15 protein-coding genes and 1 pseudogene are annotated in these 16,929 nt (G+C 68.8%); 9 read left to right on the top strand and 7 right to left on the bottom strand.

The window, feature by feature from the left end; all coding sequences use genetic code 11:
• Positions 1 to 302 precede the first annotated feature (302 nt).
• The 3 genes from ACFVH5_RS14090 (at position 303) to ACFVH5_RS14080 (ending at position 2,554) form a co-directional block, all read left to right on the top strand.
• Complete coding sequence (locus ACFVH5_RS14090) at positions 303 to 629, top strand: hypothetical protein (RefSeq protein WP_385833846.1); 327 nt, start codon at positions 303 to 305, stop codon at positions 627 to 629.
• A gap of 600 nt (positions 630 to 1,229) precedes the next feature.
• Positions 1,230 to 1,838, top strand: coding sequence for a hypothetical protein (locus ACFVH5_RS14085; protein ID WP_385833844.1), 609 nt, complete (start codon positions 1,230 to 1,232; stop codon positions 1,836 to 1,838).
• 191 nt (positions 1,839 to 2,029) lie between these two features.
• Positions 2,030 to 2,554, top strand: coding sequence for a hypothetical protein (locus ACFVH5_RS14080; RefSeq protein ID WP_385833842.1), 525 nt, complete (start codon positions 2,030 to 2,032; stop codon positions 2,552 to 2,554).
• 131 nt (positions 2,555 to 2,685) lie between these two features.
• Here the strand turns inward: ACFVH5_RS14080 and ACFVH5_RS14075 are convergent.
• Positions 2,686 to 2,894, bottom strand: a pseudogene (locus tag ACFVH5_RS14075) (response regulator transcription factor); the annotation flags it as partial.
• Between the two features lie 169 nt (positions 2,895 to 3,063).
• Between ACFVH5_RS14075 and ACFVH5_RS14070 the strand changes: the two are divergent.
• Positions 3,064 to 4,284: an MMPL family transporter gene (locus tag ACFVH5_RS14070; protein WP_385833841.1), complete on the top strand. Its 1,221-nt coding sequence runs from the start codon at positions 3,064 to 3,066 to the stop codon at positions 4,282 to 4,284.
• A 192-nt stretch (positions 4,285 to 4,476) separates the two neighbouring features.
• Here ACFVH5_RS14070 and ACFVH5_RS14065 read toward each other — a convergent pair whose 3' ends face one another.
• A complete protein-coding gene (locus ACFVH5_RS14065; RefSeq protein ID WP_385833840.1) occupies positions 4,477 to 5,853 on the bottom strand; it encodes an IS1380 family transposase in 1,377 nt (458 codons plus the stop codon).
• Between the two features lie 168 nt (positions 5,854 to 6,021).
• Positions 6,022 to 6,816: a MerR family transcriptional regulator gene (locus tag ACFVH5_RS14060; RefSeq protein ID WP_191856574.1), complete on the bottom strand. Its 795-nt coding sequence runs from the start codon at positions 6,814 to 6,816 to the stop codon at positions 6,022 to 6,024.
• A gap of 78 nt (positions 6,817 to 6,894) precedes the next feature.
• Between ACFVH5_RS14060 and ACFVH5_RS14055 the strand changes: the two genes are divergently transcribed.
• The 5 genes from ACFVH5_RS14055 to ACFVH5_RS14035 all read left to right on the top strand — a co-directional run bounded on the left by ACFVH5_RS14055 (position 6,895) and on the right by ACFVH5_RS14035 (position 10,770).
• Complete coding sequence (locus tag ACFVH5_RS14055) at positions 6,895 to 7,257, top strand: nuclear transport factor 2 family protein (protein ID WP_385833839.1); 363 nt, start codon at positions 6,895 to 6,897, stop codon at positions 7,255 to 7,257.
• A 38-nt stretch (positions 7,258 to 7,295) separates the two neighbouring features.
• Entirely contained in the window at positions 7,296 to 8,081 is a 786-nt protein-coding gene (locus ACFVH5_RS14050; protein ID WP_385833838.1) for an SDR family oxidoreductase, read from the top strand.
• Between the two features lie 352 nt (positions 8,082 to 8,433).
• Positions 8,434 to 8,871, top strand: a complete 438-nt coding sequence (locus ACFVH5_RS14045; RefSeq protein WP_384808817.1) for a GntR family transcriptional regulator — start codon at positions 8,434 to 8,436, stop codon at positions 8,869 to 8,871.
• A 46-nt stretch (positions 8,872 to 8,917) separates the two neighbouring features.
• A complete protein-coding gene (locus tag ACFVH5_RS14040; protein WP_385833888.1) occupies positions 8,918 to 9,805 on the top strand; it encodes an ABC transporter ATP-binding protein in 888 nt (295 codons plus the stop codon).
• Positions 9,802 to 10,770, top strand: a complete 969-nt coding sequence (locus ACFVH5_RS14035; protein ID WP_385833837.1) for an ABC transporter — start codon at positions 9,802 to 9,804, stop codon at positions 10,768 to 10,770. Before ACFVH5_RS14040 ends, ACFVH5_RS14035 begins: the two co-directional genes overlap by 4 nt.
• 82 nt (positions 10,771 to 10,852) lie before the next feature.
• On the opposite strand, the gene ACFVH5_RS14030 is transcribed toward ACFVH5_RS14035, so the two are convergent.
• The 4 genes from ACFVH5_RS14030 to ACFVH5_RS14015 all read right to left on the bottom strand — a co-directional run bounded on the left by ACFVH5_RS14030 (position 10,853) and on the right by ACFVH5_RS14015 (position 16,499).
• On the bottom strand, positions 10,853 to 11,359 hold the full coding sequence (locus ACFVH5_RS14030) for a hypothetical protein (protein ID WP_385833836.1): 507 nt from the start codon (positions 11,357 to 11,359) through the stop codon (positions 10,853 to 10,855).
• Positions 11,360 to 11,511: 152 nt separating this feature from the next.
• On the bottom strand, positions 11,512 to 12,306 hold the full coding sequence (locus tag ACFVH5_RS14025; RefSeq protein ID WP_385833834.1) for an SDR family oxidoreductase: 795 nt from the start codon (positions 12,304 to 12,306) through the stop codon (positions 11,512 to 11,514).
• 531 nt (positions 12,307 to 12,837) lie between these two features.
• Positions 12,838 to 15,585, bottom strand: coding sequence for a cation-translocating P-type ATPase (locus ACFVH5_RS14020; protein ID WP_385833833.1), 2,748 nt, complete (start codon positions 15,583 to 15,585; stop codon positions 12,838 to 12,840).
• The gene (locus ACFVH5_RS14015) at positions 15,582 to 16,499 is read right to left on the bottom strand and encodes a polyphosphate kinase 2 family protein (protein WP_385833831.1); all 918 of its coding nucleotides are present in this window, start codon (positions 16,497 to 16,499) and stop codon (positions 15,582 to 15,584) included. Before ACFVH5_RS14015 ends, ACFVH5_RS14020 begins: the two co-directional genes overlap by 4 nt.
• Positions 16,500 to 16,929 lie beyond the last annotated feature (430 nt).

The following is a 16,929-nucleotide window of genomic DNA, read 5'->3' as shown; positions in this document are numbered from 1 at the left end:
ACCCCGGCCTTTCGTTCTGCGTCACGATTGCGAACGGCTACTCGCAGGGATGCACCTGCGTGCCGTCGATCCCTAAAGCGTCGGTGTGGCCCGGAAAGTTCTTCACAGGAATGGTCCGGGGCCACAGAGATGCCGGATTGGTGCTGTGACGCACGACACGTCCGCGGAGGCTTTTCTTTTGCAGTTCGCCGACGCGTACAGCCGTACGCCGAAGAATGTTCCCGCGTCGACCAAGCCGCCCGGCCCCATGGCATCGGAGACCTCATGACGAACCGTCTGCCGTACGAGGTCTTGGAGAGTCCATGAACTTGCCTGCCACTGTCCTGCGATGGGGTGCTGTGTCCACCGCCGCCGGCGCACTGTTGATAGCCGGCGCGACATCCGCCGGAGCGGCCACACCCGAGGAGACGACCGGCCGACAGACACACTCCGCACTGTCGAACCGGTACGGCGGCGCGCCCTCGGCGCAGGGGATGTACTCAACCGCCTATCGCGGCGTGCAGGGAGGCAACCTCTGCCTGCTGTCCGACTGCTCGGTCGGATCCTCCACGGGTGAGCAGAGCTCCGGCCCCAGCAACACCCAGGGCTTCAATCTGTGCCTGCTGTCCCGCTGCGGCGTTCGCCCCTGAGAGCGGCCGACCCGATGCCCGGCTTCTGCCGGAGCATCGGGTCGGCGTCGCGCCCGGCTCGACACGGAGACTCGCCCCTCGCGACGCGGAGGTGACCGGGGGTTGTACCGGACCCCGTCCAACAGGACGAGACGTCGGCAACCGGGCGTCAGCCGACTGCGCCGAAGTCGAGGCCGAAGAGGGCTGGGTAGTACGCGACTTCTACTTCGCGCTCCATCCGGATGTCGCCGGTGGGGGTCTCCGTTGTCGCGTTGTCGAACCATCCGGCTGGTTTCCGCTGCGTTCTTCGAGATGTACGACGAATGGTTCGCCTTACCCTGCCAACGCCTCCCCGAAGACGGTATGGGTGATATCTGCCGTAAGCCCAGTTTTAGTTCCTCTGCGCCACCCGACGCACCGGAATGCAACCGTCGGTTGATCCCCAACCATGGCGAGGGCAGCTATCCGGCGGACGCGTGTTAGCGACCGAATGGCTTCGCTTCGGTAGCCTCCAGTGAGGGTCGTCGGAGGCCATGTACCCAGGAGCTACTGGGCAGTTGACCTCACGGTTTCGTGGTAGCGTCCTTGCTCGCAGGGACAGTGCAACCTGAAAGGGAAATCGTGAACACGGAGAAGATCGCCGCTCGCCGCCTCTCGCTGGAAGAGGTGACGAAGCTCGGCGTGAAGGACAGGATCTTCGTTTCCGCCGGTACGGCAGAACTCAAGATTCCCGACTGCTATGTTTCTGCTTTTCTGACCAAGTCCGGTGAGGATTTCGAGGGCGGTTCGGTCACGGCGCGAACCGTATTCCAGGAAGAGGTTTCCTGCCTTCCTGACGACGAGAACGAAGCCGGTATCTACGTTGCCGACGAAAAAGGCTCGGTGACCATCGAGGTCCTCCAGTCCGCCGGTGTCGTGCTGGATCTGGCGCTTTTCGTCCCCGGTGGGGACAAGGGGGCCCTCTCGGCTCTTTACGCTGCGGCCCGGCAGGCGTTCGGCGCCGACGTCGTGCAGATCTGGCGCCAGGGCCTCAAGGAGGTTCCCGACGTGAAGGTCGACATCTTCGAGGAGCAGATTCCCCGGGGACGCAAGGGGGGCGACACTCCCAAGCGTGACCGTCGCGCGATCGACACCTACCCCACCCGTGCGGACTTCATCGAGTTCTCCGAGGGGTGGAAGCCGGTCGTGGAGATCCACAAGCCGGTTGTCGACGACACCCCGACCATCTGAGGCGGCGTCACCATGCGTTCTCGGCCCGAGAAATCACCGAGAACGCATGCGCCGGACCCGGGCGTACTTTAAGCGACGCCCCCTGCGGCACGGCGAGCTGGCCGAACTCATCGGCATGGTCGACAAGAGTCGGACCGGGATCTCCTGGCGTGAACTGCTCGAACGCTACGGCCCGATGAGGCAGCGACAGCATGGACGCAGTGGTGGCGATCAGCCTGATCCGCATGGCCGCTGCGGACTTGGCCATGGAACCCTGGCAGCGCCCCTCGGCCGCCTACCTGGTCCAGTTGGGCCTGGACGCCCTGACGGCCGACGTCGAGGCTCCGTCGCTCCCCTTGCTGGCCGGCCTCGCGCATGGTGAGTATCCCCAGGCCCGAGAGCTGTTCGCCCTTGTGGTGGAAGAGCTGAGTCTGCTGCCGCTGTCCTCGGACGATCTCGCCAAGGCGCGATGGACCGCGGCCCGGTGGTGGGCCGGTCAGATCGTGGCGTGCCGACTCGATCCCGTGTACGGAGCGAAGCTGATCTACGAGCAAGCTGCAGCCGAACTCGACTACCCCGACCTGCTGCAACCCATCGTTGATCTGGCGAGAGCGCTCGACCTGCCGAACGATCAACCTCCGGATCAGCAGCACATCCGCGACCGGGTCACCTCCGTGGCGCGAGGCTTTCTCGCCACAGAAACGCACTACAGAAGCGCACCGACGCACGGCTTTTGACCTACGTCCCAAGAAGCCGGGCGGCTGGCCGTATCGCTGGCTGAGGGTGTCCTCGTACAGCGAGTCCAGTCGTTACGCACAGCTGGGAGTTCAGTCCGTGAGCCAGCCGGGGCTGACCATGCGGTACTCGTGCGACGGGCGGCTTCGAGCCCGTCCATGACGGGCAGGGCATGCGGATGTCCATCAGCACCACGTCGGGCCGCAGTTCACGACAGCCGATGAGCGCGGCCTGCCCGTCGGCGGCCTAGGCGACCACCCGCAGGTCGTCCTCGGCGTCGAGGATGCCGCGAATCCCGGCGCGCACGAGGCGCTGGTCATCCGCCAGCAGGATCCTGATCATCAACTGCTCCGCCGATCGGCTCATGGTGGTCTGAGAACGGTAGCCGGGCTCGGACGACGTACCCGCCCGCACTGCCGGTCCCGGCGCTCAGTGTTCCGCCCAGTGCGCGGGCCCGTTCCGTCATGCCCGCGATCCCGCTGCCGCGCCCGTGTCCGGAACGGGTCGCACCGTGCCCATCGTCCTGGACGCTGAGCGTCAGTTCCCGGTCGCCGCAGTGGATCCGGACGACGACGTGCGCAGCCCGTTCAGTGACGCGTCAGCGCTGTCCGAGGACGGCACGATCGCTTACGCGTCCGTCACGCTGGACGGCAAGACGGAGGACGTCCCCAAGGGCGACGTCGCGAAGACCATCGACACCGCGCAGAGCATCGCCACCGGTCGCCTCCAGGTCGAGGTGGGCGGCGAGGACGCGCGCGACGCGGAGGACAAGGCGGGCCCGACCGCCGAACTCGCCGGTATCGCGGCGGCCCTGGTCCTTCTGGTGCTGCTGTTCGGCTCACTGCTGGCGGCATCACTGCCACTGATCACCGCGCTGTTCACCGTCGGCGGTGCCATCGTCCTGATCGCCCTGACCTCGCACCTCTTCACCGTCGCCGACTTCGCCCCACCCATCCTGATGCTGGTCGGCCTCGGCGTCGGCGTCGACTGCGCCCTGCTGATCTTCTACCGCTACCGCCATGAACTCCTGACGGGCATCCAGCCCGTGGAGGCCGGCCGCAAGGCCCTCGACTCCGTCGGCCGCACGGCCTTCTCCGTCGGCCGCACGGCCTTCTCCGTCGGCCGCACGGCCTTCTTCGCCGGCTGCACCGTCGTCGTCGCCCTCCTCGGCCTGGTCGCCCTCGGGCTCGGCTCGCTGCGGGGCATCGCCCTCGCGGTGGCCGTCACCGTCCTGGTCGCCATGGTCGCCTCCCTGGTGCTGCTGCCTGTCCTGCTGGCACTGTTCGGCAAGCGCACCCAGCGCCACGTACTCAAACAGCAGGCCAGGAACGCCCAGAAGGGCAAGGCGGAGGGCAACGGCTGGCGGGCCATGGCACGCGCCGTGCAACGACGACCGATCCCGACCCTGTTGGCCGGCGGGATCGTGCTCCTGGCCCTGTCCGCACCGGCCCTGAGCATGCGCCTGGGATTCGCCGACTCCGGCAAGGTCTCCGAGGAGACCACCTCCCGTCGTGCCTGCGACCTGCTCGCCGAGGGCTTCGGCCCCGGCTTGTCCGAGACACTCGCGCGCCGACTGCCCCTGTTCGTCGCCATCCTCCTCGACGCCGTGGTCATCCGATGCCTCATCGTCCCCGCCGTCATGCGGCTGCCCGGCACATGGGCGTGGTGGCTCCCTGCCCCGCTGGCCCGAAAACTGCCCAAGGTCTCCATCGAACACCCCGTACGCAACTGACCTCGCGTCGGCGCAGCGCGGACCACCACCTAGCCTCAAAGTTTCATGACGGTCCGCCGACGGAGTCGGTGGGCCGTTTCGTGCCATTGATTGCGAGTGGACAGGCGGGGGGCCCGAGTCTCGTCTCGGGGTGACGCCGGGTTCCACTGCTCCGGTGGCGGGCTGCTGTCGTAGGGGTGTGAAGGTTGCTGGTCAGTCGGGGTTCGGCAGGATTGCGAGCTGGTTGAGGGCGTCGGTGATCACGTCGGTCCAGGGCCAGTGCCGGGCGAGGCGGAGGACCCGCCTGCGCCCGGTGGTGACGAGCTGTCCGGCTGCGGCGAACAGGCGGAGTCGCAGGCGGCGGGGTTCCCAGAGCCGGGCGGTGCCGGTGAGGGCGAGCATCGGCATCCAGGCCAGCAGGTCGAGGGCGACCTGCACGATCTCCAGCCAGATGCGGTTTTGGGCGGTGCGGTGCAGAGGCAGGTTGCGTAGGCCGGTGGCGCGGGCGTTTCGGATGCGGTCCTCGGCGCGAGCCCGCAGCCGGTGACGCAGTTCGAGCTCGGCGATCGGGAGATTGGCGGTGTTTGTGGCAAAGCACGTCAGCCGCAGGCCGTCCGCATCGGTGATCCGCAACTGGGCACCGGGGTGCGGTCGTTCCTTGCGGACGATCAGCCGCATCCCCTTCGGCCAGCCGGTCAGGACGTCGCCGGTGAGTTCGGCGACCCAGGCGCCGTCGCGGATCCCGCCGCCGGTCTCGACCGCCGGCGTCCAGGCGGATGCCGGAACCTTCAGCACGTGGCTGTGGATCTGCTCGGTGACGGTCATGCCGACGGAGTAGGACAGCCACCGTCCCCGCTGGGCGAGCCAGGTGACGAAGGTGTGGGTGCCGCCGGCGGAGTCGGTGCGGATCAGGGTCCGGCGCCCGCGCCGGTACTCCTTCGGCAGCTGAGCCAGGGCCAGTTGGGTGGCGGTGACGTGGTCGTCCGCGGTGTTCGAGCCCGCGTTACCCGGTCTGAGTAGAGCCGCGACCGGCTCACCGGTACCGCCCGGCCCGTGGTCGACGAACCCCATCAGCGGGTGGTGGCCGTAGGTTCGCTTCCAGGTGGGTGCGGCGTCCTCCTTGTCCGAGTGCGCGATCACCAGCACCCCGTCGAGGTCCACGGTCACCGCCCCGTCCGCATTCGGCGCCCGCTCGCCGGCCACCGTCCAGACGCGGGCGCGCGCTTCGGCCCGGGCAGCACGGACCGCCGCCAGAGCCTTCTCCTCGGAGGCGGCGAGGGTGTCGATGAGGCGGGAGACCGTCGGGTCGGAGGCCACCGGCCCGAACACAGCCGGCTCCGCCCGCAGCATGCTGGCATCCGCGAGGCAGTCACCGCCCAACGCGACCGCCAGGGCCACGTCCAGGAGGACCTTGCCCGGATCGTGGACGGCCCTCGGCTTCTGCCACGGCATCAGCGCCGCTGATATCGCGGTGTCCAAGCCGGTCTTGCGTACGGTCTCGACCAACAGCACGCCCCCGGCCTGCGAGACCACCGTCCGACCGCCGCTCTCGATGCGGACACGCGGGTACGACCCGATACGCTTCTCCACCGGGAGTACCTCATTCTGTGCAGCCAACAGGACCCTAGAAGAGTCCAATCGTTGCAGTTCAGGAGTGCTCTCTGCTTATTGATCAAGCCTGGGTGCTCCACCTCGTGAGAGCGTGAGGCTCAACGTGTGCGCCCCGTCGTTCCAAGACTGCGCACCGTACTGACCGCGTCAGGTGACGCGGAAGACCGGCCAGCCGATCTCAGTGCGCCACGCAGCGGGATCGCTCGTGTCACGAGGGCCGACGACGTAGACCTCCCGCACCGGCCCGGCCACCGACATCGCGTTCTCCACCACCCAGGTCCCGAGTTCGCCGTACGTGACCTCGATGCCGTCGTGCTCGCCGACATGGGTGGTGACCGCAAGTTCCGCGGCCGGCAGACTCACGGGGTGCACGCGTCCGGTGCGAGGTGGCGCAGCGGTCGGCAGGTAGACGAGCGCGGGCCCGCGCTCCTGCTCGAAGAGGGCGTTGTCGTACATGCCGCCTGGCGGTCCGGTCACGGCGGTGCCGACGGCCGCCTCCAGTTCGGCCATCGCGCCTGCGTACCAGGTCTCGATGTCGCGATGCCCGACTACGGCTTCCACCGCCGCGACCGTCCGGGCAGTCTCTGCGCGTAGCTCGACGTCGATGGGCGCGGGGTCGGGCCGCAGCAGGCGGCGCAGCGAGACGACTGCGGCCCGGGTGCGGTCGAGCGCATCCTCGAGGCGTTGCAGGTGGTCTGCGACCAGCGCCGCCCGGACACCGGGGTCGGGGGTGCGGAGGATCTGCTGCACATCGTTCAGGGGGACGTCGAGCTCGCGGAGCCGGTGGATGACCTGCGCGGTCGGGATTTGGTCGACGCCGTAGTAGCGGTAACCGGTGGTCTCGTCCACCACTGCGGGTTCCAGCAGGGCCGCCTCGTGATATCGGCGCAGGGTCCGCACGCTCAGGTGGGTCAGCCGCGAGAACTCGCCAATGGTCAGCATCCCCTCATTCTGGACTCTCCCCCAGGGGGAGAGTCCATGGCTTGACTCTCCCGCGCCGCGAGGTCACACGGTGGGCTCATGACACAGCACACCGATCTTCCGTCCGATCTGCTCCCGACCACCGTGCGCCAGTTCTTGGCCGCCCACATCGTCCACGACGCCGACACCGCCTCGTCGTTTCTCACCGAGGACGCGGTGATCGTCGACCAGGACGAGACCTTCCGCGGCCGGGAGGAGACCCACGCATTCCTGCGGGACGCCGGGTCCGAGTTCAAATACACGACCGAGCAGGTCGGCGCTCACCGCGTCGATGACACCCACTGGGTGGTAACCGTGCGGCTCGAAGGCACCTTCCCGGGAGGCGTCGCCGAGCTCGACTACCGGTTCGCGCTGCGGGACGACCTCATCGCCGAACTCGTCATCGCCAACCACCCGGCCTGACCCAACCCGCACCACCTCAATCTTCAGTGGAGAGAAAAATGTCTGATTCAGACCGCGATCGTCTCAACGGACGCCGGGCACTTGTCACAGGCGGTTCGAAGGGCTCGGGCAAGGCCGTCGTGGAGAGACTGCGAGAGATGGGTGCCGACGTGTGGACTACGGCACGCACGATGCCCGACGGCTACGAGCGCCCCGACCGGTTCATCGAGGCGGACACCTCCACGGTGGGCGGTGTAGAGGCTGTGGTGTCGAAGATCTCTGAGGGAGGTGCGCTGGACATCCTGGTGCACGTTGTCGGAGGATCGTCAACCCCGGCCGGCGGGTTCGCTGCCGCGACCGAGGAGCACTGGCTGGCGGAGCTCAACCTGAACTTCCTGGGGGCTGTCCGCCTGGATCGAGCACTGCTGCCGGCCATGGTGGAGACGGGATCAGGAGTGGTTGTCCACGTCACGTCGATCCAGCGTCAGATGCCGCTGCACGACGCGACGTTGCCGTACGCGTCAGCGAAGGGTGCCCTGCGTACGTACAGCAAGGGTCTCGCGAACGAACTGGCCCCACGAGGCGTGCGAGTAAACGCCGTCAGCCCCGGGGGGATTCAGACCGGAGCGTATGCCGGCTTCATCGACCGGCTCGCCAAGGGCAACGGACTAACCCGCGAAGAGGCGGAGCAGAGCCTGATGGATTCCCTCGGAGGGGTTCCCATCGGAAGGTTCGCAACGACGGAAGAGATCGCGGACCTGGTCGGCTTCCTCGTGTCGGACCGAGCCTCATCCATTGTGGGCGCGGAGTACGTCATCGACGGCGGCACAGTTCCAACCGTCTGAGCCAGACACCGGTTCCGAGCAGCCACTCGCGAACAACACCGACCCGGTGACGGAACCCCCTCCTTCACAAGGACCACGTGGGTACAACCCGATTGGCTGCTTCACCTAGAGAGCGCCTCTTTCCGTGCAGCCAACAGGACCCTAGGAAGGTCCAATCGCTGCAGTTCAGGGGTGCTCTCGGCTTATCTGATCAAGCCTCGGCGCCCCAACTCGTGAAAGCGCGAGGCTAGGCCGACCGACCGTCGAGACCGCACGGCAACTCGGCGTGCGGCGCAGCACGAAAGCCCCTCCGATTGGCGTTGACAACCGCTCGCACACTCCTCCATCATCATTCCACTAATCGAGTAGTTGAATGGTGGTGGTAGTCATGGAGTTCCGCATCGACAGGCGGAACGGAGTCCCCGCCTTCCAGCAGATCGTGCAGCAGACCAAGCAGGCCCTTCGGCTGGGCGTACTGGTGCCGGGCGACCGGCTGCCGACCGCCAAGGAAGTCGCCGAGGTCAGCGCGGTCAACCCGAACACCACCCTCAAGGCATACCGCGAGCTGGAGCGCGAGGGCCTGGTCGAACCCCGACCCGGCCGGGGCACGTTCGTACGCCGCACGCTGGCCCGCCCCTCGGCGGGCATCGACTCACCGCTGTACGGGGAGCTGGTGGCGTGGATGTCCCGGGCGGCCGAGGCGGGCCTGGAGCAGGAGGACGTGGCCGCACTGGTCGCGTCGGCCATGGAGAAGCAGTACGCCACCGGTACGGCGACGGCGGCCACGACAACTAGGAGCACTGGTGAGTAACGGCATACAGGCAGGGGAGCCGGCGCTCGAGGCGCACGGCCTGGGGATGCGCTACCGGCGGGGATGGGCGCTGAAGGACTGTTCCTTCCGGCTCCCGGCGGGACGCGTCTGCGGTCTGGTCGGCCCCAACGGCGCGGGCAAGAGCACGCTGCTGAGCATCGCGGCCCACGTCCTGGAGCCGACGCAGGGCACGCTCAGCCTGTTCGGCGCGGCAGCGGGCTCGGTGGACTCGGGGCGCATCGCGTTACTCGCCCAGGAGAAGCCCCTGTTCCCCCGGTTCACCGTGGCGGAGACCCTGCGGCTGGGGCGAGAACTGAACCCGGGCTGGGACCAGCGCGCCGCCGAGGACATCGTCAGAGCGGGCGATGTGCCCTTCGGCGCGAAGATCAACACCCTTTCCGGCGGCCAGCGCACCCGCGTCGCCCTTGCCCTCGCCCTCGGCAAGCGCCCCGACCTGCTGCTCCTCGACGAGCCGATGTCGAACCTGGACCCGGTCGCGCGTAAAGAACTGATGGGCACCCTCCTCGCCGAAACTGCCGAGCGCGGCACCACCGTCCTGATATCCACCCACGTCCTGGCCGAACTGGAGAACCTGTGCGACTACCTCGTGGTCCTCTCCGACGGCGGGGTACGCCTCGCCGGTGACGTGGACGAGCTGCTTTCGGTGCACACCATGGTCACCGGTGCCAAGGAGGGCGAGGGGCTGCCCGCCTCCCTCGCGCACCACTCCGTGGTCGAGTCCCGGATCAGCGGACGGCAGTTCACCGCACTGATCCGCCCGGACGGCCCGGTCGCCGGCCCGGGGGAGACGGACAGCCCGAGCCTGGAAGAACTCCTGCTCGCCTATCTCCGCTCACCCGACGCACCACCTCTGATCACCCCCACCGCCCAGGCTCAGGGCCAGGCGTACGACACCCGGACGGTGGCGGCATGAGCTCTCTCACCAGCACCCCGACGACGAGCGGGTCCAAGGCCACGGGCACCACGGGCATGGGCCAACTCCCTCCGCTCCTCAAGGGCATGCCGTGGCTGGTCTGGCGCCAGCACCGGGCCGTGTTCTGGACCGTCCTCGGCGCCTCCGCACTCGCCGTGGCGTTCATCGTCTTCCAGCGCTCCCAGCTGCACATCGCCGGTTACACCCCGCTGTCCACGGGACTGCGGCTGCTACCGATCCTGCTCGGTGTCTTTCTCGGCGCCCCGCTGTTCGCCGGCGACTTGGAGAACGGCACCGCCAAGCTGGTCGTCACCCAGTCGGTGGACCGCACCCGCTGGCTGACCACGAAACTGGCTCTGACCGCGCTGGTGGTCATCGTGAGCACGGTCGCGCTGTCGGCCGCGTTCGGCTGGTGGTGGAACCTCTACAAGTCCGAGGTCACGGCCATGGAGTGGATCTCCGAACCCACCTTCAACAACACGGGACCCGTGCCCGTCGCCCTCTCCCTCTTCTGCGTCTTCGGCGGGGTGGCGATCGGCGTGGTGCTGCGCCGCACGCTGATCGCCATGGTGGTCACCCTCGGATTCACCGTGGCCGTCCAACTCGTCTGGTCCCACTTCCTGCTGTCGCTCGGCAACGTCGTCACGGGCACATCGAGCAAGGGCGTCCTGGCCGAAGCCGCGATCCAGACGCTGCCCACGGGCGCGCACCAGATGGACGGGTCGCGCCCGTCGTTCCTCACCGGCGACGGGAAACTCCTCGACTGGAACACCTGTGGGGACGCACCGACGGAACAGGCGCGGGAGGTGTGCCTGCAGAAGGCGGATGTCGTGGGCTGGTCGGTCGACTACCTGCCGATCTCCCAGATGAACGGCATGCAGTGGCTCGGCGCGTCGATCCTGCTGGCCCTGACGGCCGCCGTCACGGTGTTCCTCTTCTTCTGGGGCCGCAAGCGCCTCGCCTGAGACCCGCCACGAGCTCCACCCCTCTTCGTTGACGCCTTGTTCGGTGTGCGGCCGTCCGAGGGCGGCCGCACGTGAGGCGGGGTCAGGAGACCACCACGTTGACCACTTGGTCGATGATGTCTCCTGGGGTGACGGGTGGGGTGTTCCCCGGGTCGTAGAATGCTGTGACCCGGTAGGTGCCGGAGGGTGCGGTGACGGTGAGCGGGCCTTCTTCGTTGACGACGCAGTTGCCTCCGGCTCCGCGGGTGGTGTAGACGGGCTGGCCGCGGTAGAAGTTGATCTGTGCGCCGGTGTCGACGTTCACGGCCTGGAACCGGATCGTCGTGCCGGGCAGAATGCCGTTGCCGCCCAGGCGGAAGGTGTCGCCGCGGAAGGTGCTGAAGGTCGGGACGCCGAGGCTCTGGTCCCCGTTGTAGCCGGAGAAGTAGATCTTTCCGGGCTGGGTCAGGTAGGCGTGGCCGGCGGTGTTGCACCGGTCCGCGGCCTGCGCGGGCGTGGCCACCCCTGCGGGGACGGCAACCGTCAGCGCGGCGCAGGCCAGCAGGCTGAGTGTGAGCTTGAGCGGGCGCGGATGGGCATGAAGAGTCACTGGCGAACCTCCTGTGCAGATGCGTTCTGTGCAGATGCCTTGGGCTGGTTCCGAACCGGGTTGCGGCGAACGTCGTTGCCATGGGGTATTCGCAGCCGGACGACGACCGGATGTGGCGGAGACTCGACTGCCCGCAGGAACTCTTGGGCGGCTTATGCGGTCGTGGCGATGCCGCCGTCGACGGGGATCACGGTGCCTGTGAGGTATGCGCCTGCCCGGCCGGCGAGGAACACCGCGACACCGGCCATGTCGTCGTCGCGGCCGATCCGGCGCAGTGGGGCCGCCGCCGCGATCGCCTCGCCGTGCTCGTCGAGGGTTGCGGCCATCATCGTCGACGGGAACGGTCCAGGCGCCACGGCGTTGACGGTGACGTGCTGCGGTCCCAGTTCCTTGGCGAGCACCCTGGTGAGCTGATGCAGCGCTGCCTTGCTGCTGGAGTACGAGTAGTTGGGCCGCTGGGGGATGTGGATGGCGGCGATGCTGCCGATGTTGATGATCCGCGCGGGATCGTCGGCGGTGCCCGCCTTGCGCAGTGCGGGCAGCAGCGCCTGGACCAGCCAGAACGGCGACTTCAGGTTGAGGTCGACGACGGTGTCCCAGGCCTCGTCCGGGAACGTCTCCAGCGGCTCGTCCCACAGGGCGCCCGCGTTGTTGACGAGGATGTCGAGACGCTCCGAGTCGGCGGTGACGAGCTCGGACAGCCGCCGGCACTCGTCGTGGCGGGACAGGTCGGCGGGGATGGCCCGCACCTCACCGAATGCGGACAGCTGTTCCTGTGCCCGAGTGCACGCTTCTGCGTCGCGCGAGCTGATGACCACGCGGGCGCCCGCCTGGAGAAGACCACGCGTGATCATCATCCCGATGCCTCTGGTGCCACCGGTGACGAGCGCGCGCTTCCCCCGCAGATCAAAAAGTTCTGCATGCGTTGTGAATTGATTCTTTACCACGTGCTGTCCTTCTTATCGGTCGTGAGAAATGACGCGTCGACGCGTCGGGTGTTCGGTTCGGCTTTCGGTTCTTTAAGCAGGAGCAGGCCAGGGGCGTAGTGGCTCGCTTGGCCGGGAGCCGGTTGAGAAGAAAGTCTTCCGAGAAACCGGCGAGACCCTGGTGATAGCGGAATGCCCTCAACGCTAGGGCCTTGGCGTGCACTCCAAGCAAACGGAACAGCTGAGAAATCGGCAGGCTGCTCCCGCAGGGCGGCGGCCACACCCCAGGGTGCTGTCGAACCGCGGGTCCGCGCGGGCATGGGCTCGGCTTATGCCAAGCAACTGCACGCCGACGAGACCAACGATCTGCGGCACCGCTTCCTCGCCACGGGCGCGCACGTCGCCGATGCCCGGGCCGGAGCTTCGCCGACGAGTTCGGGCACCCGGGCAGGGCCGACCGTAAGGCGGCGGTCGCCACGTGATCGTACGGATCGACCGCGCCTGCCTCCTCGACCGTGCGCACCGCCAGCCCCTATGCCCCGGTCACGGTCCTCACCCGGCCCCGGCTGGCCGTCGGCGGCGGACGGCGAACTTCCCCACCTCCCACAGCACGAGCAGGGCCAGCGGTGGCAGCAGTGCCCAGCCGAACTGGCCGAGGTGGAGCGGCGTGGTGCCGAGGATCCGGTTGAAGACGTCGGTCTGCACCACCAGTACGGCGAGGACGCCCTCGGCCAGCAGTGTCCGGTTGAGCTGCCTGCTGTCGAAGGTGTCCGCGCTCAGCACCGTCCCGAGCGGGCTGCGGCACTCCAGCGCGGACACGATCAGACAGAGCGCGAACGCGGTCAGGGCGATCGAGTTGCCCACGGCGGGGGAGTCGTAGCGCTTCTCGCCGAGGACGAGCACCCCCAGCAGCGCGGCGGCCGTGAACGTCCCCGCGAGGCCGACGGTCACCATCAGCGGACGCGTCATCACCGGTTCGCCGCGCGGCCGCGGACGACGCGTCATCAGCCCGGGGCTCACCCGGTCGAAGCCCAGCGAGAAGCCGAAGGCCGCGTTGACGAAGAAGTGGATCCACAGCACCTGGGCGGGGGCGAACGGTTCCCCGTCCGCGATGTCGAACAGCACTGCGCCGAGGAACACCAGCACGAACACGACGAGCAGGATCAGCACGAACCGGATGTACTTGGTGAGGTTGTCGTAGATCTTGCGGCCCTGCTCCACGGCGAACACGATCGTGGCGAAGTCGTCGTCGGAGAGGATCATCCGCCCCGCGTTCTTCGCGACGTCCGTGCCGGAGCCCATCGCGATGCCGATGTCGGCGGCCTTGATGGCCGGGGCGTCGTTGACACCGTCGCCCGTCATCGCGACCACGTCGCCGCGCTGCTTCAGCGTGTCCGCCAACAGCACCTTGTGCTCGGGCGCCACCCGGCCGAGCACCCCGATGCGGTCGATGCGAGCCTGCCGGTCCTCCTCGCTCAGGGCCGCGAAGTCGGCGCCCAGCATCGCCTCGCCGTCGATGCCGACCTGCCGGGCCACGGCGGCACCGGTGACGACGTCGTCACCGGTCACCATGCGCACCCGTACACCTGCGGCCTGGGCGGCGGCGACCGCCTCCCGCGAGTTGGCGCGCGGCGGGTCGACCATGCCCACCAGGGAGGTCACCCGCAACCCGGCGACGTACGCCAGGAGATCGCCGTCCGCGTGGAACTCCGCCGGGTCCAGGTCCCGCGCGGCGGCGGCCATCACCCGGAGCCCGGCCCGCCCCATCCGCTCCACCTCCTCCTGCGCGCGCCGGCGCAGCGCCGCGTCGAACGGGACGCTCTCCCCGGCCGACAGGGCCGTCTCCGTGCGTTCCAGCACGGCGGGCGCCGCGCCCTTGACAAAGCAGCGCACCACGTCCCGGCCCTTGGCGTCCCGGGCCGCGTGGAAGGTCGCCATCAGCTTGTACGCGGGGTCGAAGGGCAGCGTCGCGAGCCGCGGCAGCCGCGCACGGGTCTCGTTCACGTCCAGACCGGCCTTGTGCCCGAGCACGATCAGAGCGCCCTCCGTGGGATCCCCGACCACCCGGCCGTCGCCGGTGAGGACCGCGTCGTTGGCCACCAGGTACGGCAGGATCGCCCCCTCGATCTCCGTGGCGCTGCCCGCCGCGCGCCGGACCCGGCCCTCCAGGCCGTACCCGGAGCCGGAGACGGTGTACCGGTCGTAGGGGTCCACCACCTCCACGACCGTCACCTGGTTCATCGTCAGCGTGCCGGTCTTGTCGGAGTTGATCGCCGAGACGAAACCCAGGGTCTCGACCGACGGCAGGTCCTTGACGATCGCGTGCCGCCGGGCGAGGTCCAGTCCGCCGAGCGACAGGATCGTCTGCGTCACCGTCGGCAGGGCCTCCGGCACGGCGGCGATCGCCAGGGACACCGCGCTCACGAACAGCACGTCCCACGCCTCGCCCCGCTCCCGGCCCAGCCAGAACATCATGATCATGGTGAGGCCGGCCGCGCCCACGATCCACAGGGTCAGCCGGTCCAGCTCCCGGGTGAGCGGCGAGGGCGCGCGCCGGGTCGCCGACAGCATCCCGGAGATCCGGCCCAGCTCGGTGCCGGCCCCGGTCGCGGTGACCAGGAGAACCCCGCTGCCGTGGGTGACCGGGGTGTTCATGAACGCCATGTCCGACTGCTCGCCGGGCCCCGGGGCAGCGCTCCGCACCACGACGGTGTCCTTGGCGGCGGGCACGCTCTCCCCGGTCAGCGCCGACTCGTCGACCTGCAGCGCCACCGCCCCCACCAGCCGTCCGTCCGCGGGCACTTCGTCCCCCGCGCTCAGCAGCACCACGTCGCCGACCACGACCTCCTCGGCGGGGACCTCCCGTTCCGTCCCGTCCCGCCGCACCCGCGCGGTCACCTTCGCCATCGCCTTCAGGGCGTTCATGGCGCTCTCCGCCTTGCCCTCCTGGCGCAGCCCGATGACGGCGTTGAGCAACGTCAGCGCCAGCAGCACCACGGCCGTGCCCCACTCCTGCACGAGCAGCGACACGACGGCGGAGGCCACCAGGATGATCTGCATGTACGAGGTGTACTGGCCGGCGAACCGGCGCCACCCGGGCACCGCCCGCTCCTCCGGCAGCGTGTTGGGCCCGTCCTCGGCCAGCCGCCGCTCCACCCGCTCACCGCTCAGCCCCACGGCCGGATCGACGTCCAGCGCCGCGGCCACCTCGTCGGCCGTCCGCGCCCACCAGTCCGCCCCCGACGCCCCCGCCACCGCCGTCGTGGCGGACGCGGCGGTCCCCGGCGCCCGCGCGGTCATCGGGCGGAACTCCCGTCCGGCCCGTCACTCTCCAACTGCTTGCGCGCCAACTGCAGTTCGTGCCGGGCGGCGTCATCGATCTCCGGATACCGCGGGTCGAGTTCGATCAGCGTGTGGGCGAGCACCGCCGCCGCGCAGGTCCGGGCGAACCACTTGTGGTCCGCGGGCACCACGTACCAGGGCGCCCACGCGGTGCTCGTGGCGGAGAGCAGCGCGGAGAACGCCGACTGGTACGCGTCCCAGGAGGCGCGCTCCCTGACATCCGCAGCCGAGAACTTCCAGTTCCGCTCCGGCACATCGATCCGCTTCAGGAACCTGATCCGCTGCTCCTCCCGGGAGAGGTTCAGGAACAGCTTGACGATCCGGAAGCCGTTGTCCGTCAGATACCGCTCCCAGTCGTTGATCTCACGATAGCGCCGGCGCCACAGCGCCTTGCCCGGACGGTCCGGCAGGTGCTGCCGCGCCAGCAGCTCCGGGTGCACCCGTACGACGAGGACCTCCTCGTAGTAGGACCGGTTGAAGATGCCGATCTCCCCGCGGCTCGGGAGCCGGCAGGCGTAACGCCACAAGTAGTCGTGGCCCAGCTCCTCGGCCGAGGGCACCTTGAAGCTCGACACCCGCACACCCTGCGGGTTCACACCGCTCATGACGTGCCGGATGGTCCCGTCCTTGCCGCCGGCGTCCAGCGCCTGCAGACACAACAGCACCCCGTGGCTGCCCTGCGCGGCCAGCCTGCGCTGGTGGTCGGCGAGCAGCTCGACACCGTTGCGCAGCAGCTCCCGGCCCTGCTTCTTGTGCGCGATGCCGGCACGGTCGCCCGGATCGAAGTCCTCGGCCAGGCGCACCTTGCGCCCGGGTTCCACCCGCAGCGGGGCGATGAACTCGGCTATCCGCTTCGCACGCTTGTCCTTCATGCGACACCTCGTAACCACCTAGAAGAGCCTCTTCCGGCCCACCACGCACAGCCCCGGACGACCGGCCAGCACGACACCGGGTGCTCATGTCCGGACTGTCCGCCACGGCGAACCTCCGTGCTCGCGAGCTGGCGCGGCATACACCGCCGTCCACCGAAAACTGCCCCGGCCCGGCGGTTCGGGCATCACCCTCCCGGGGTGACACCCGAACCGTCGGAAAGCGGATCGGGCACCTCGCCGCGTTCCCTGCCCCGAAGAACGAGGTAGTGGCGGTACAGACCGGCCCGGACCTGACGTGCCTGCCCCACGCCCGCTGCCGGGGCCGTCGACCGCACCTGTGGCTGTTCGCGGACGCCACGCCACTCGCCGTCCTCTCAGGGAGGTGGGCCCGGCGGATTCTGCCGAGGGCGTGACCGTACGTGATCGCGCA

Source organism: Streptomyces sp. NPDC127119 (genome assembly GCF_042677425.1).
Taxonomy (GTDB): domain Bacteria; phylum Actinomycetota; class Actinomycetes; order Streptomycetales; family Streptomycetaceae; genus Streptomyces.
Note: the sequence above shows the minus strand (reverse complement) of the source record. Positions and strands in the feature narration are given on the sequence as shown.